The sequence below is a fragment of the Streptomyces sp. NBC_01224 genome (genome assembly GCF_036002945.1).
Classification (GTDB): domain Bacteria; phylum Actinomycetota; class Actinomycetes; order Streptomycetales; family Streptomycetaceae; genus Streptomyces.
The window spans coordinates 8,911,369-8,926,977 of the sequence record NZ_CP108529.1 but is presented as its reverse complement, the minus strand read 5'-3'; the positions used below and the strand labels follow the sequence as shown (position 1 = coordinate 8,926,977).

Here is a 15,609-nt window from a genome sequence, read left to right as displayed (position 1 = left end):
CCGACAGATCAGCGGCGGACCGCCACTCGGGCGTATTTCTCCGAGCCCGGGCGGCGGCCGGGCCGCCGGACAAACCGTCAGCGCGGCTTGCCGGCGCCGACGCTCGCGCGGATCTTCGGAGCCCTCGCCTCGCCCTCAGCCTTGGCGGCGGCCTCGTCCTTCGCGCCCTTCGGGGCGCTGCTCTCGGAGGCCTGCTGACCGTCACCCGAACGGGCTTCGACGTCACCGGCCGCGATCTGCGCCGCCACCATCTCGGCGGCCACCTCGGCCGCAAGGTCGTGGATGTTCTCTCCGGCCTCAAGGGTCGCCTTCTTCACCTCAACGGCGAGACCGACGGATGCCTTGACCACGCCGCGCATCAGCGGCTTGAGGAGACGCCTGGCCAGTGGAGCGGCGATGAGGCCGAACAGGAAGGGCGGTACTACGGGCGGCATGATGCTCCATCTTCGCTACGCATACGTATGACAGGGACCTCGGGCACTGCGCACACCGAAACAGTGCACAGATGCGCGGACGGAAGCACCCATTTCCAGAATTCACTTTCCCTGCTGGGTCGAATTCCTCGTCGATGGGGTCCAGTACCCGCTCTTCCGCCACCGTAGTGGAGCCATGTGCATCGAGGCCAAATTGTTTCGACCGGGTTCACTCATGTGAGTGCTCTTGATCTTCCCGAGCAACATTGATTGTTGTACGCACACTCACCGAACGCTCTATTGGACCGATTTTCCTAAGTACTCATTAATGCCGAGTTCGCATTCACCCGCGCCCGCAGGGCGGGAAACGGCAGCCCGCCCCCAAGCACGGCTTCATGGGAGGCCCGCACGTCGAATCCGGCGCCCTTAGTGATATACCGATCCAAAGAAGCGGCTGAGTTGGTTCGGTTGCGTCCTTGTCGTCGAGGGTGGCCAGTTGTGTTTCGGCGGGTTCGATGGCGTGCCCGATGTCGTGGAGGAGTCGGCGGGTTTGGCTGATGGCCCGGTTGAGGGTCGCGGGGGTGATGGTAAAGAGCGGCGCGATGACGAACTGGGGGATCCTGAACCGCTGGTAGAGGATGGTGGCCAGGAGTCGGTCGACGAGGGTGAGGCCGGGGCGCCGGCCGGTGTAGAGGCCGGTGGCGGGGGTCTTCTGCCGGTCGCCGCCGCGTCGTTGGTGAAGGTCCTCTTCCCGCTGGAGCTGTCGGGCCACTGCCAGTTCGTTGACCAGCTGTTCCCACTGGTCGGGCCGCATGCCAGTCAGGGCCGGGAGGGTCAGCCAGTCGCGTCCGGGGCCGGGCTGGTTCTGTGGCGGGATGGGTGGGGCCCCGTCGCGGTGGTGTTCCTCGGGGCGCAGGGTGTAGTTCCAGTCGCCGTGCCAGTCATGGCGGCTCAGGGGCAGCGCGGTCATCTGCCCGTCACTGATGCGGATGCCGTGACGGGCTGGTGGTTACGGGCCTACGGCGAGCGCGGGCGGGGCCGGACGGCGGGTGTGTCGGCCGCCGTAGGCCTCGCATCCGCCCGGCTCACCGTGGGAACGGGGGCGCCGGGGTCAGCCGGACTTCTTGGTGATCACGAAGCGGCCGATAACCAGATGGTCGATCTCCGTGGCGAGGAGGCACTCCAGAGCGTCGCGCGGCGAGCAGACGATGGGCTCACCGGCCACGTTGAAGGACGTGTTGAGGAGGCAGGGCACGCCAGTCCGGTCTGTGAAAGCGCGCAGAAGGCGGGCCAGGACCGGGTTCTGGCAGTCGTCGACTGTCTGCACGCGCGCGGTGCCGTCGACGTGGCAGGCTCCGGGGATCCGTTCGCGGTACTCCTCGCGGACCGGGAAGACGAACGTCATGTACGGCGATGAGGTCTTCTTGCCCAGGTCGAACACCCGGGGCGCTTCGGACTCGAGGACGACCGGGGCGAAGGGACGGAAGGGCTCGCGGTGCTTGACCCGGATGTTGATGATGTCCTTGATCTCGGGGAAGGCCGGGTTGGCGAGGATGCTGCGGTTGCCCAGAGCGCGCGGCCCGTACTCAGTGCGCCCCTGGAACCAGGCCACGACGTTCTTCTCCGACAGCAGCCGCGCCGTGTGCTCGGTGACCGCCTCGATGTCGGCCTCCTCCTGCCACTCGACGCGGTCGGCGTACTCCTCCAGTGCCTCCAGGATGTGCCGCTCGTCGTAGGAGGGCCCGAGGTAGGGCGTGGTGGCAGCGTCGGCGGGGCGGTTTCTGAGCCCGGCCGTGTACACGGCCGCGCCGATGGCGACCCCCGGGTCGCTCGCGCCGAAACTGACCTCCATGCCGGTGAACGACGAGCGTTCCAGCATCTTGGTGTTGGCCACGCAGTTCAATGCGAGACCGCCCTCGAAGAGGAGTGTGTCCAGACCGGAGGCGGCCGTCAGCGCCCGCACCTGGTGCGTGGTGACGGCCTCCACCATGTGCTGGGCCATGGCGGCGACCTTCACCCGGAAGTCGAACTCCTCGCGCTTCTCGCTGTCTCCGTCGAACAGGTCGTCGAACAGCGCGTAGTACGCCGTCACGTCCATGGGGATGGAAATGGTGTACGTGCCGTTCTCGTGGAGCCGTACGCAACGCTCCAGCAGGGGGTTGCGACGCGGCGACGGGCCGTAGGCGGCCAGGCCCATCACCTTGTACTCGTCGTTGTTGGGCACGAAGCCGAGGTAGCGGGTGATCCGTCCGTAGGCCACGCCGAGCGAACTGGCCATCGGGATGGTGCTGTCGTCGAAGACGCGCACCACGCCGTCGCGCACTTCGCCCGTCACCGAGGACAGGGTCTCGGCCCGGCCGTCGCCCACCAGGAACGCCGCGTCCCCGCCCCCGGCCAGATAGGCGCCACACGTCAGATGGGCCAGATGATGGGGCACCAGGACCAGCTTGTTGGGGTCGAGCTCATGGCCGGTGCGCTGGACGAAGTCGTCGTGGACCGCCTCACGGCTGACCATGTCGGTGTAGAACTCGCCGGTGCGCCGCAGGACGTCGAACTTCTCGGCGGGTGACAGATCGCCCGAGGCAACCTGGGCGATCATCTCGTCGGCCACCTCGGGCGAGAAGCGCCAGGGGAAGGCGAACACGTCCACCTGGTCGAGGGGGACGCCGGCGAAGTCCAGGCACCACTGGATCGCGTGGGCGGGGAAGTCGGAGGTCTTCTTGACGCGGCTGAGCCGTTCCTCCTCGACGGCGGCGACCAGTTCGCCGTCGACCACGAGGGCCGCCGACGCGTCGTGGCCCACGAGCAGGTTGCGGGCGACGCCGGTCGCCCCGAACAGGCGCCCGAAGATCTCGGCGCCCCTGGTGAATCCGTTGTATCCGAGCACGATCACGGTGGTTCAGCCTCCCTGGCGACGGTGGTTGCGACACGGCCCCGCGGCCGCCGTCACGGGTCCTGCGGAAGGTCGATCGGCTCGTTCGGGCCGTCCTTGGACTCGATGGTCAGGAAGGACAGCACCTCGTCGCCGATGTTCTTCAGGTCGTGCAGGTGATGTCCGCCGTCGACGACGCTGAAGTACCTCGTCTGCCCGCGCGCATAGGAGATCTCCCGGCTGGTGCCGTCGCCCATGTGCTGGCGGGCGCAACCGTCGGTGAGGGCGATCCAGTGGTAGCCGAGGACATGGCGGTGGACGGGAAGGCGTTCGCCCGGTTCGAGGCGCGTCTCCCAGACGCGCAGGCTTTCGGTGTCGACCAGCAGGGTGCGGCCGACGCGGCCGTTGTGCTCATTGGCGGCGAAGTCCGCATGCAGCGGCGGGCTCCAGCGGTCGTAGTTCTCGGCGACGACCTCGCTGGTCAGCGGGCGGTCGTGCACCGGGTGGTCGGTCTGGGGGCGGTTACCCACGGGCCGGTCCTTTCGGTCTCGGGGTGCTGGTGGCGCGACGGTCGGCCGGCGGTTCACCGCACACGGGACAAGGCGTCGAGCAGGGTGTCGCCGGCCCGCTCGTCGGCGATGGAGACACGGCAGGTGCCGGGGACCAGCCGGGCGGTGTCGGCGACCATGATCCCGGCGCCGCGCAGCTGCTCCATGACGCGTTCGTGCTGGTCCGTGCGGACCAGGAGGAAGTTGGCCTCGGAGGGGAACACCCGCTCCACGGCCGGGTGCCGGGCGAGCGCACGGGCCATCCGGTCCCGCTCCGACAAAATGCGCCGGACGCTGTCCAGCACCCGCGCGGAGTCGGTGAGCCGGTCGCGTACCGCCCACTGCGAGGCGTTGGTGAACCCGAAGGGCACCTGGACCCGGCGCAGGGCGTCGACGAGCCCCGGCTGTGCCAGAGCGACACCGCAGCGGGCCCCGGCCAGCCCCCACGCCTTGGAGAGCGTCCTGAGCACGATGAGGTTGTCGTGCCGGACGATGAGCGGGGCGTACGAGGGCCCCGCGCTGAACTCCACATACGCCTCGTCGATCACGACCAGGCCCCGGCTGCGGGTGACCAGTTCGAGCACCTGCTCCGGGTCGAGCCTGGTGCCGACCGGGTTGTTGGGGTCGCACAGGAACGTCACGCGCGGGTCGGCCGCCAGGATCCGTTCGACGTCCAGCCGCGCCAGGTCGTCGCCGAGCAGCGGTGCCTCGACGACGGGCAGCCGCAGCACACGGGCGAAGTGCGCGTACAGCTCGAAGGTCGGAGGGGTGACGCAGACCGCCTCGCCCGGTGAGGCCAGCGCGGCGAGGAGCAGCATGACGGCGTCGACGGCCCCGCTGGTGAACAGGGCGTACTCGGCGCCGAGTTCGCCGAGGCCCTCGTGTCCGGGCAGCCGTCCGACGGTCGTCAGATACGTACGGGCCAACTCGGCCGTGTCGAGTTCGGGGTAACGTCCGTCCGCCCCGAGGAACGGGTTGGTATTGCCGGAGAGGTCGAGCAGGTCGAACTTGGGCCGGCCGCGGAAGCGTGCCGGTCCCGGGACCGGCACCGCGGCGACCGGTTCGGTGGCGAAGGCCGACACCTCGGCTTCCGTGGGTTGTTCGGGCTCGGCGTCCACGCCGGGGGCGCGCAGCCAGTGGTCTAGGGGGACGAACTGGTCGGCGCCCAGGGCCCGCATCCGCTCGGCGTCGCCGGGCCCCAGGTGGACCCACTCCAGGCCGGTGCGCCGGGCGTGCAGATACAGCTCGTACAGGGACGCCTCGTACAGGGCCTGCCGCACCTCCGGAGCGTCTGGGGCCAGGGCCTGGGTGAGGCTGTAGATCCCGCGCCCGTTGTGCGAGCGGACCAGGAGCCCGGCCTGTACGACGTCGCCGCCGCGGCGGCGTACGAGCAGGTCGGTGCGGTCCGCCAGGGACCCCTGGGCCAGGGCGTCGAGCGCCTCGGCGCTCCAGAGCGCGCCGCGCCCGCCCTCTTGCTGATGAAGGGCGGCGAACGCCTCGCGCGCCGCGGGCTGCCGAGGAAGGTCGCCGAGCGGGATCAGCTCCCAGCTCAGCTCCCGGTACTCGTCGTGGCGGGCGCGCAGTTCGCCGAGTCGCTGCTCGCCGATCCGGCCGCGCAGCACGTCGGTCACCTCGCCGGGCAGCCGTACGAGCCCCTCGCTTCCCGCGGCGGCGGCGACGAACCCGGCCGCGCGCAGCGGCCCGGTGTCGTCGGTGCGGCGCACGTACGGCACGAGAATCTGTTCCAGCCCGAACTCCTTCACCCGGGAGAGGAGTTCCTCCACCGCAAACAGGCCGGGAGCGGGACTGCTCGGGCCCTGGGGGACTCCCCCGATCAAGGTGGGGCGGTGCGGGACAGACGCGTCGGCCCGCGCGAACCGCTCGTGGTGCAGACCGAGTCGGCCCGGCGCGCCGACCGGCCGGCCGGACTCCAGCGCGGCGCACAGGACGCGCCGCAGCTCGGTGACATCCGATTCCCTACGCATCGCCGTCCTCCACTCCCCCGGAGGTGCCGGGCGTCTCGCCCTCATCGGCGGCGAGGCGCGCCTCGATGCGGTCGCGGTACTCCTCGAACATTTCCGCCAGCGTGCGGGCGATGCCCGGCCGCCAGTCGACGGTGCAGTCGCCGATGAGGTCGCGGCGGACGCGGTGGTCGAAGATCGCCGTCTCGCGACTGGGCGACTCGCGGTCGAGCCGGGCCGGGACGCCGGTGAGAGCGGACATGTACTCGATGAGGTCGGTCATGCCGACTTCTTCGTCTCCGCCCCAGTTCACCACCTGAGCAGGCGTCCGGGCGGCCGCCCACAGCAGCGGCACCTGACGGACGACATCATCGGTGTGAAGCAGGTTGCAGTAGTTCTGGCCCTCGCGCGGCACCGCGCAGGCCCGGCCGCTCCGCAGCTGCTCGAAGAGGATCATCGGCACGCCGCCGTGCCCGTACGGGCCGTAGGCGATGTTCAGCCGGGCGATCACCGTCGGCAGTCGCAGACTCTCGGCAAGGCCGCGGGCCACGCCCTCGGCCGTGATCTTGGCGACGGGGTACGTGGGCAGCCAGGCGGCCGCGCCGCCGAGCGGGTCGCTCTCCCGGTAGCGGTGTGTCGCGTCGGCCCGGTTGTAGACGACTCCGGAGGACACGTAGAGGAAGGCTTCGGCTTCGGCGCAGTGCGTCATCAGGCGCGCGGTACTCACCGCGTTGACGCGGGCGGTGTCCTCGAAGTCGTGGCCGTCGCCCCGGTGGACGGCCGAGTGCAGCACATGGGTGAAGTCCTGCGGCAGCCCGTCGAGTTCGTCGGTGGCCATGTCCCAGACGACGGTACGGGCGCCGGCGGTCTCCAGCGCCTTGCGGGCCTCGGCATCGCCGAACCGGCCGAGGCACCACACCTCGTTGCCGACGGCGAGCGCCTCGGCCACGGGTCGCGCGACCTGTCCGGTGGCGCCGGTGACGAGAATCTTCTTGCCTTGCATGGTCAGTCGCTCCTGGTCGTGTCGGAGGTGGCCCGGGCAGGTCATCGGTCCAGCGCGCGGGTCAGTTCCCTGCGCAGGGTCGCCTGGAAGCTCTGGACGTGCTGGGGGCTCATCAGCGTGTAGTGCTCCCCGTCCACTTCGATGTAGCTGTTCGTCTCGCGGGCGAACTCGTCCCAGTCGCGCAGCTGACCGTCCAGCCACTCCTGCTTGGTGCCCTTGAGCGGGGTGCAGTAGAAGACCCGCACCCGTTCGGCCGTGCCGGACGGCTCGTAGTCGCGCCCCAGGTGCACCATGCTCTGCGCCAGGTGCACCCAGGCGCCGAACCGTTCGACGTTCAGGTCGAGTTCGGCCAGCCGCCTGGGCGGGGCGTGCTCGACGAGGTGGGCGAGCTGGTCCGCCTCGGGCAACGGACGCAGGGTGGTGGTCAGTTCGGGAATGTCGGCGGGGTTGATGAGTTCGAGGAACAGTGCCAGGTTGATCGCGCCGTCGGTGAAGGTGATCTCGTTCATCCGGCCGGAGATGCGCGGGGGAAGGTTGAAGATGCCGACGAAGTCGACCCTTTCGCCGTCGGCCTCCAGACGCTTGGCGATCTCGAACGCCACGGCTCCGCCGTAGGAGTAGCCCGCCACGGCGTACGGGCCGCTCGGGCGGGTCCGGCGGATCGCCGCGACATACGCGCCGACCATCTCGTCGAAGGAGGTGAAGTGCGACTCCCCCTGCCCGAAGCCCCGGGCCCGCAGCGCGTAGAACGGCCGCTCCCCGGTGAAGTACTTGGCGAGGTTGACGAAGACCAGTACCTCGCCGAGGCCCGGGTGGACGCAGAACAGCGGGGTCCCCTCGCCGGTGACCTGGAGCGGCACCAGCGGGTCGTAGGCGGCGTCGCCGCCCGCGCCGGACGCCGAGGTCAGGCGGGCCGCCAGCGCCCGCACGCTCGGGGCCTGCAGGAGCGTCGCCATGGGGAGGTCGTCGAGGCCGAAGGCGGTCTGGACGTTGAGTTTGAGCCGCAGGACGTCGAGCGAGGTGCCGCCCAGGTCGAAGAAGCTCGCGGTGACCGGGACCCGCTCGACGTTCAGCACCTCGGCGAACACCTGGGCCAGGGCAGCCTCCGCCTCGTCCGCCGGCTCCACGTGGCCGCCGAGGAAGCGGCCGGTCACCTCCTGCGCGCGCCGGGCCGCCGCGTCCAGGGTCCCGGCCTCGACGGCCGTGCGCAGCCGGGACCGCTGGACCTTGCCGAGGTTGCCGCGCGGGATCTGCGTCGCGGCGACGGGCAGGATCAGCTGGGGACGGAATCCCCAGTGCATCACCGTGGAGCTGCGTATCGCGACGAGCGTGCGGTAGAGGGTCGTCTCGTCGGCCGGGTCGCCGGCCGGCACGAAGGCGACGGCGAGCTGTTCGGAGTCGGCGCCCTCGGGTCGGATCGGGAAGGCGGTGACCTGTCCGCGCCGGACGCCGTCGAGTTCGTCGAGGACCGCTTCCAGTTCGTGACTGTAGTAGTTGACGCCGTTGACGATGATGGAGTCCTTGGTGCGGCCGATGAGGGTCAGCCGCCCGTCGGCATCGAGCCGGCCCAGGTCGCCGGTGCGGAACCAGCCGTCGTCGGTGAATGCCTCGGCGGTGGCCGTGGGGTTGCCGAAGTACCCGCCGGTCACCATGGTTCCGCGCAGCTGCACCTCGCCGGACCCGGCCGAGGCGGGACGGTCGCTGGAGGAGAGCACCGTGCCGGCGCCGTCGACGATCCGGATGCACAGCCCCTCGACCGGGTGGCCCAGCGGCGGGAACTCCTCACCGAGGTCGCGGTCGGTGAACTCGCGGTTGAACACGCTGCCCGCGCAGGTCTCGGTCATCCCGAACGCGGGCACCACCACGTCGGAGCGCAGTCCGTAGGGGGCCAGGGCGTCCAGGAACGACCGCACGGTGGCGGTCACGGTCGCCTCGCCGCCGGAGATGATGTACCGGATCCGCGAGAGATCGATGCCGGACAGAGTCCCGGCCGTCCGCGCGAGGGCCTGGTTGATCTGACCGAAGAGGAAGTTGGGGGTGAACGTCACCCGTACCTGATAGGTCGTCAGGAGACTAAGCAATTTATCCGGTTCGGCCAGCACGGTGGCCGGGGTGGTGATGACCTGGTTCGCACCGTTGCGCATCGGCAGCAGGTGCGCCTCGATGGCCGCGATGTGGTCGGCGGAGATCCAGTTCATCATGGTGTCGGCGGGCCCCAGGTCCAGCGCCCCCGACTTCCCGGCCTGTGCCGCGAGAAGGTTGGCGTGGGTAAGCCGGACCGCCTTGCTCGATCCGGTCGACCCGGAGGTGAGCATCAGCAGGGCGAGGTCGTCCGGGGCGGCCTCGTGGATGTGCTCGGGCTCGGCCGGGGCGGCGTCCAGCTCCTCCGCGGTCACCGTGGTCAGCCCGACGTCGGGCAGATCGCCGTATGCCTTCGGTACGACGACCAGCGGGTCACCGAGGAGGCCGCGCAGGTGCTCCAGCTGCGGGCGCAGGCGGGAGGGATCGGCGGACGGGGCGATCGGGCAGGGCACGGCGCCGACGTGCAGGCAGCCCCAGAAGGCGCGGAAGAAGCTCTCGGGGTCGCCGGCCGCGACCAGGACGCGGTCCCCCGGTGCGGCGCCCCAGCTGCGCAGGCCCTGGGCGATTCTCAGGGCGCCTTCGCGCAGGTCGGCGTAGGAGACGAACGGACCGTCGACGAAGGTGACGCCGCGTGTGGTGTCCTGTGCGGCGCGTTCGAGCAGATGCGGAAGCGTCGTGACGCTTGTGGCTTGACGTATGTCCGACATGGCAGTGAAGACCCCCGATCGAGGTGGGACTGAACTGGGTGGATCAGCGCGCACATACTGGCGGAGGGGTGGGTGGTGTCCGCGAGCGGTGAGGCCCTGTGAGTCCGGGGCGGGGCGGTGCCCGCCGCGGGCGGTGCGCGGCACGCGGTCGCGGCCGGTTCAGGTCGGCGGGTGGCGGTCCGCGTGCGGGCAATGTGCCGGTGGGAGTAGCTGCGGCGCTGGGATGTGGGCCTGTCCGAGCCGGGCCCTACGTCCCGCCGGTCTCGTTGAACCGGACGAATTCGATCGTGCGGCTCAGCCGCCGGTCGTCCGGGTCGGAGACGATCGCCTCGCCGACGCGGCCGTAGGGGCCGGGTGGCGTGTCCGGTGAGGAGGAATAGGTGAGCTTTTCGAAGTTGAAGGTACGCCCGAAGTCCTCGCGCGTCAGGCTGCGGTGGTCGGGGCGCCGCAGCAGGAGATAGCCGTGGAAGTGCTCCGGCGGGCGGACCGCCGGGGGGAGGGAGACGCTCAGTCCGAGCGCCAGGCTGATCTCGGCGTCGAAAAGGCCGACTCCGTAGGTGAGCTGGACTAGTTGAGGGGAGAGCGCGCCCGGCAGGCGGATGGCGCATTCGCCAAAGGTCAGCCCGTCCTGTTCGACGTACGCCTCCAGATGGAACACGCAGTCCGGTGCCTCCAGGGTCTTGAGCACCCGTTTGGTGAGGTTCTCTGCCTGTTCGAACAGGTCGGGGTGCAGCCGCTCGTCGAGCAGATGGGCCTCGAGGACCCGACCGTGCACGGCGCTCAGCGGCGAGCTGTGATAGTGCGTCAGGGAACGCCGGTGCAGGTCGCCGCCCTGCCAGATGCCGTCCATGTAGATCTCGGGGGCATCGACGAACGACTCCGTGACCAGGTCGACGTCCGACTCGCCTGGGAACGGCTCCAGCGCGCGGTGGTACTCCTCGGCGGAGCGGACTACCTCGGTGCGCAGCGAGCCCGCGCCGATGGCTGGTTTGACGACGAACGGTTTCCCCAGTTCCTCGGCGATTTTCGCGTAGGGCGTGGTCCGGGACGCATAACGGGCCCGCGCGCGCCGCACCTCCGGCGGGAGCTGACTCTTCTGCAGGTACTTGTCCCGGAAGAAGAGAACTCCCTGGGAATCGGAGTTTCCGGGAAGATTCAACTGCTGGCGCAAATAGGCCGCCGCGAAGACTCCGAACTCATGGACGCTGATGACGCCAGCCAGGTCGCGGAGACCGGCGGAGAGCACCGCCCGGAATGCTTCCTGCGCATTCTCCATGCCCGCGACGCAGCGATATTTCTTCCGGCCCTGTAAGTGTAAGGGTGCCGGCACGATGTAAAAGGGTTCCAGACCCCGACACCGCAGGGCTTGATCGAGATCTCCCCGGTGTCCGACATCGACTATCGTGGGCATGCGCCGTCTCCAGAGTCACCACTGCCGAAATGACGAATTAATGTCGTGTTACGTCGCCACGAGTGGCGGGATCCACCCCCTGGCATCCGATACGCCATTACACAGCCACATGGCCGTGGATCGTGCGATATGGACCACAATGAGGGTTCTTGCAATTACTTGCTTCGCGAACTGCTGTTTCCGCGTGCCGGAAGATATGCGCCGAGCCGGTGTTGCGACGCCCTGTACTTGCAGCGGCCAATGACCCATAGGGCACCGGCGTACGATGCGCCGCGCCCGGGGCCGGATCCGACCGGGCCGCCGTCATGCGAGCGACAAGTCGCCGCGGGCGCCGCCTGTCTCGTTGAAGCATGCAATCTCGTCGATCGTGCACCTGAGCCTCGACTCGTCCGCGTCGGACACGACGGCGTGACCGACGCGGCCGTAAGGACCGACCGGCGCGTCGGGAGCGGAAGGGTAGTGCAGCTCGTCGAAAGAGAAGGCACGCTCGAAGTCCTGCTGCGTCAGCGTGCCGTCGCGCGGGTGACGCAGGAGCAGATATCCGTGGAAGCGGTCCGGTGCCCGGTGGCCGTACGGCGGCTCAGGCGCTTCCCCGAGGGCGAGGGCGATCTCGATGTCGAGGAGGTCGACGCCGTAGGTCAGTTGATTGACCCGGGGCGACAGGGCTCCCGGCAGCCGGACGGCGCATTCGCCGAACGTCAGCCCGTCGGGCTGATGGAACGCCTCCATATGGAAGACACAGTCGGGCGCCTCCAGGGTGGCGAGCACCCGGCGGGCCATGGCCTCCGCCTGTTCGAAGAGGTCCGGACATCGTTGTCGGTCGAGCACATGCGCGGCCAGAACGCCGCCCTGTACCGCGCTGAGCGGGGAGATGTGATTGCTACTCAGAGACGACCACTGGAGCGCGCCGTGCTGCCAGATGCCGTCGAGGTAGACCTCGGGCGCGTCGACGAACGACTCGGCCACGACCTCGACGTCCGAGCGCCCGGAGAACGGCTCAAGCGCCCGGGTGTACTCCTCGGGCGAGCGGACGACACTGGTGCGCAGGGCGCCCGCCCCGGTGGCCGGCTTGACGACGAAAGGGGTGCCCAGCTCGGCGGCCGACTCCTCGTAGGGCGTGCCCACGGACAGATACCGGCACCGTGCGCGCCGCACCTCCGGCGGCAGCAGGCTCTTCTGGAGGTACTTGTCCCGGAAGTTGAGGACCTTACGTGAATCCGCGTTCCCCGGAAGGTTCAATTGCCCACGCAGGCAGGCCGCCGTGAATACACCCATCTCATGGACGCTGAGCACTCCTGCCAGATCGCCCGCCTGAGCGGAGAGCACTGAGCGGAGAACTTCCTGGACGTTCTCCATGTCGGCGACACGGCGAAATGTCACCTTCTCCGGCGAGATGACCGGAGCCGGAACGATATAGAAGGGATCTACACCCCGACGCCGTAACGCCTCGTCAAGATCATCCCGATATCCAATAACCACCATCGTGGGCATGCGTCGTCTCCAGTGTTACGACTTGCCGAGCCAGGGAGAAGTTATTGCGATTTCATCGTGACGCAGCCGGATCTTTTCCGGCACCGGTGAATCATTGCACAGACCCAGTCGATCACATCCTGTGATATGAATCACAGGAGAATCATGAATGCCCACAACAGGAAGCCCAGATTCCTTGGCCGTGCCCGGCACGCCGGAACCGGGTCTGTCAAATGAACGACTCTGTCGCACTTTCGGTGGTGACGTGCGGGAGGTTATGCCAAGAGGATGCGGTGACGGAGGAGGCTGAAGCCTGCCCTGCCGTACATCTGCCGTTTGGTCATCTTGGTCTTGGCCTTGGTCTTGGTGTTGACGCCCTCGGTGGGGCCGTTGCTGCAGGGAAGGGTGAGCCCGGCGACGGCGGCGTCACGATCCTGGTCGAGGCCGTTGAGGAAGGCGTCCAGCTCGGGCAGACCGGCCACGCGTACCTGCTTGATCCAGGAGTCGAGGTCCGTTCCGCGGCGCTCGGCCGTGAGCTGGGCGAAGTGGCAAACGAGCTGGGCCAGTGCGGTCATCTCGAGGCAGGCAGCGAGGAGTTCACCGAGATGGGCAGCGCGGCCATCTCCGGGTGCTGCTCGTGGAGGACAGTGACATCGCTCCGGGTGTCCAGTACCTGGCCCAGCAATACCGCTCGCCCCGCCTCCAGCAACCGCAACGCCTGGTCCGCGCGCTCCTGTTGTTTCCTTCCGGGGGCGGCGAGGACCAGGGCGGCGGCATCACCGGCCAGTCCAGCGAAACCGCCGAGCGCGTACTGCTGGTCGCCACAAGCCAACTGACGTGGGGCCGCCTCAGGCAGCAGCCGCACCGCCGCCTCCAACAGGTCCGCCGCCCGTGCGCGTCCGGCCTCCGACAGCGCCAGCAGCTGGGCCGCCGCCCGAACCGCGCGCATCCGCACGGAAGGCGCCGCCGAACCGGACTCCCACGCCCTTGCGTACACGAACACTGCTTCGTCGAGATCTGCTTGCCGTCCGGCGTGCTCGAACCTCATCCGCAGGGCGACGCCCAGGTTGATCAGGCAGCCCGCTCGGTCGGGGCCGTGGTCGGCGGTGACTGCGGCCGCTTCCCTGCCGACACGGATCGTGTCATCGGCTTCCGCCACGTCTCCGCCGGCCTCGGCGGCGAGCTGGTGCTGGTCGCGTACGACGTCGGCCCAGGCCGCGGCCGAGTTGCTGCGCACCCCGGCGCCCTGGGCGGCCGGACTCGACCAGGGGTCCCGCACAACGGAGTCATGGGTGGACGACCGCCGCCGCAGCAGTACGAGGGTGCGGTGTCCCGGAGGGCCCGGCGAAGTGCCGTGGCGGGCGCGTCGTACTCCGCGTCGCACACCTGAGCCGTGGGCACCGCGGCGGACTCGCCCTCCACCGCCTCCGCGTGCGCACCGGCCGCGAGCAGCAGCGCGACGAGCGCCAGGAGCACCCGCAGCCAGGCATACCGACGAGCGGTGCGTGGGTGCCGTGGGGTTGGGCTCGCAAGGGGGCATCTGCCGGCGACGCACGCGCCATTCAGCGTGTCGACCCCGAAAACCGCCCTCTCGGGCTACCTGTGCGGCACGAAGTTGACGCACTGCACGGGGTTCATGCCGTGCGCGGGATCCGCTGTGCACGGCCGTGGAGCCGGAGCGCCGTTACGCACTCGACGATGCCGACCACTACCAGCCACCAGCCGGCGACCAGGGTGAGCACGGCGATTGAGGTGAACGGCGAGGTGATCAGCACGATCCCCGCGATGAAGGTGACGACGCCGAGGATGGTCTGCCAGCCGCGCGCGGGCATGGTGGGGTCGTGAACGGCGGCCAGAGTATGGGTGATCCCGCGGATCAGCCAGCCGATGCCGATCCACAACGCGAGCAGCAGGATCGACTCCAACCTGCCCCGGAAGCAGAACAGGCCCAGAAGGATCGACAGGGCGCCGCTGATGAAGGCCAGGACACGCAGCGAGGTCGCCCTGTGCGTGCCGAAGGCGGCCGCCAGTTGGAGCGCGCCACTGAGAATGAGGTAGATGCCGAAGAGGATCCCGGCGACGAGCAGGGACGGGCCCGGCCAGGCCAGGATCACGATCCCAAGGACCAGGGAGGCGATGCCGGTGATCAGGACGACCTGCCAGGCGGTGCGGGAGAGGCGGTGCAGGAACCCCTCGAAGGGTGGCTCCATGTAGCCCGGGTGCGGTTTCGGCGCGTGCACGTCACCCGCGGCACGGGCGTGGCGATCGTCGTATTCCGGTCCCCGGGGGGAGCTGCTCGATGCGTCGGTCATGATCCATGCTTGTACCGGGCACGGGCGCCCCGCGACCTTTACCGGTCCACCCGGCTGACGGCGGAGGCACGGACCGCGCCGCACGGGGCCCGGTGAACCGCGGACCGGGCGCGGGCGACGAGACCCGCTTGGTGCAGCACGCCCAGGTGGTACGACACCGTGGCGGGACTGAGGAAGTGGCCTGCCGCGAGCTGTGCGGTGGAAGCCGGTCGCGCCAGCGCCGCGAGCAGCCCGGCACGGGTGGTGCCGAGCAGTCTGGCCAGCTCGGTGGAGGGGGGCGGTCGGCGCCACTTCCAGGCGGCGAAGAACGCGTGCGGCCTGGACCAGTACGAGGTTCGCCGCTATATCGGCTGGTACCGGCACATCGCCCTGGCCATGCTCGCCCACGACTGCCTCACGGTCATGGCGGCCGACGCGGCGGCCAAGGGGGTGCGGAAGCGCTTCCAGGTCAGGGGACAGCATTGAAACGTCCTACCGGAATTCCTCCTACTGCGCTGGCCTTCCGCTGGTGCCATGACGTCGCTGACGGTGAACCGGGATGGGCCGACGTCTTGGGTGGTGGCATGGCAGCGCGGTTTTCGATTCCGACCACGCTCGCCACCACCGCCATCGATGGACCGGCCGCAATCCCCCTGTCAATTGCGGGGCTGCAAGGCGCCGACATGAAGGGCCGTAGTGTTCGAACGGCTTCACCGCCAAGCACAGCCGCTGCGAACACCCTCAGTGGTCGTCACGATCGCCGGTTTGGCTAACCGGCGATCGTGGTCCATGTTGTGCGCCCCCACAGGTAGATTCACGGACGATTGCCAACGGCTGTCCCGTAACTGCCG

General features: G+C 69.2%; 11 protein-coding genes and 3 pseudogenes. 1 reads left to right on the top strand and 13 read right to left on the bottom strand.

Annotation, left to right across the window (positions count from 1 at the left end; all coding sequences use genetic code 11):
• Window positions 1–77 precede the first annotated feature (77 nt).
• The 13 genes and pseudogenes from OG609_RS40495 to OG609_RS40435 all read right to left on the bottom strand — a co-directional run bounded on the left by OG609_RS40495 (window position 78) and on the right by OG609_RS40435 (window position 14,997).
• Window positions 78–434, bottom strand: coding sequence for a DUF5132 domain-containing protein (locus tag OG609_RS40495; RefSeq protein ID WP_114248407.1), 357 nt, complete (start codon window positions 432–434; stop codon window positions 78–80).
• A 457-nt stretch (window positions 435–891) separates the two neighbouring features.
• Window positions 892–1,386, bottom strand: a pseudogene (locus OG609_RS40490) (ISAzo13 family transposase); the annotation flags it as partial.
• A 138-nt stretch (window positions 1,387–1,524) separates the two neighbouring features.
• Window positions 1,525–3,306, bottom strand: coding sequence for a carbamoyltransferase family protein (locus tag OG609_RS40485; RefSeq protein WP_327277362.1), 1,782 nt, complete (start codon window positions 3,304–3,306; stop codon window positions 1,525–1,527).
• Between the two features lie 53 nt (window positions 3,307–3,359).
• Window positions 3,360–3,815 carry a hypothetical protein gene (locus tag OG609_RS40480; RefSeq protein ID WP_327277361.1) on the bottom strand — a complete coding sequence of 152 codons (456 nt, stop codon included), beginning with the start codon at window positions 3,813–3,815 and terminating at the stop codon, window positions 3,360–3,362.
• A 53-nt stretch (window positions 3,816–3,868) separates the two neighbouring features.
• The gene (locus tag OG609_RS40475) at window positions 3,869–5,818 is read right to left on the bottom strand and encodes a pyridoxal phosphate-dependent aminotransferase (protein ID WP_327277360.1); all 1,950 of its coding nucleotides are present in this window, start codon (window positions 5,816–5,818) and stop codon (window positions 3,869–3,871) included.
• Complete coding sequence (locus tag OG609_RS40470) at window positions 5,811–6,797, bottom strand: NAD-dependent epimerase/dehydratase family protein (protein WP_327277359.1); 987 nt, start codon at window positions 6,795–6,797, stop codon at window positions 5,811–5,813. The genes OG609_RS40475 and OG609_RS40470 overlap by 8 nt, the downstream gene beginning before the upstream one ends.
• A gap of 41 nt (window positions 6,798–6,838) precedes the next feature.
• Window positions 6,839–9,586 carry a non-ribosomal peptide synthetase gene (locus OG609_RS40465; protein WP_327277358.1) on the bottom strand — a complete coding sequence of 916 codons (2,748 nt, stop codon included), beginning with the start codon at window positions 9,584–9,586 and terminating at the stop codon, window positions 6,839–6,841.
• 247 nt (window positions 9,587–9,833) lie between these two features.
• On the bottom strand, window positions 9,834–10,862 hold the full coding sequence (locus OG609_RS40460; protein ID WP_327277357.1) for an ATP-grasp domain-containing protein: 1,029 nt from the start codon (window positions 10,860–10,862) through the stop codon (window positions 9,834–9,836).
• 438 nt (window positions 10,863–11,300) lie between these two features.
• The gene (locus OG609_RS40455) at window positions 11,301–12,377 is read right to left on the bottom strand and encodes an ATP-grasp domain-containing protein (RefSeq protein ID WP_327277356.1); all 1,077 of its coding nucleotides are present in this window, start codon (window positions 12,375–12,377) and stop codon (window positions 11,301–11,303) included.
• Window positions 12,378–12,742: 365 nt separating this feature from the next.
• Window positions 12,743–13,066, bottom strand: a pseudogene (locus tag OG609_RS40450) (transposase); the annotation flags it as partial.
• Complete coding sequence (locus OG609_RS40445; protein ID WP_327277355.1) at window positions 13,039–13,851, bottom strand: hypothetical protein; 813 nt, start codon at window positions 13,849–13,851, stop codon at window positions 13,039–13,041. The pseudogene OG609_RS40450 and the gene OG609_RS40445, both read right to left, overlap by 28 nt.
• Window positions 13,852–14,101: 250 nt before the next feature.
• Window positions 14,102–14,779: an HdeD family acid-resistance protein gene (locus OG609_RS40440; RefSeq protein ID WP_327277354.1), complete on the bottom strand. Its 678-nt coding sequence runs from the start codon at window positions 14,777–14,779 to the stop codon at window positions 14,102–14,104.
• A gap of 38 nt (window positions 14,780–14,817) precedes the next feature.
• On the bottom strand, window positions 14,818–14,997 hold the full coding sequence (locus OG609_RS40435) for a helix-turn-helix domain-containing protein (protein ID WP_327278352.1): 180 nt from the start codon (window positions 14,995–14,997) through the stop codon (window positions 14,818–14,820).
• Between the two features lie 82 nt (window positions 14,998–15,079).
• On the opposite strand from OG609_RS40435, the pseudogene OG609_RS40430 reads away from it, so the two are divergent.
• A pseudogene (locus OG609_RS40430) lies at window positions 15,080–15,244 on the top strand (IS701 family transposase); the annotation flags it as partial.
• Window positions 15,245–15,609 lie beyond the last annotated feature (365 nt).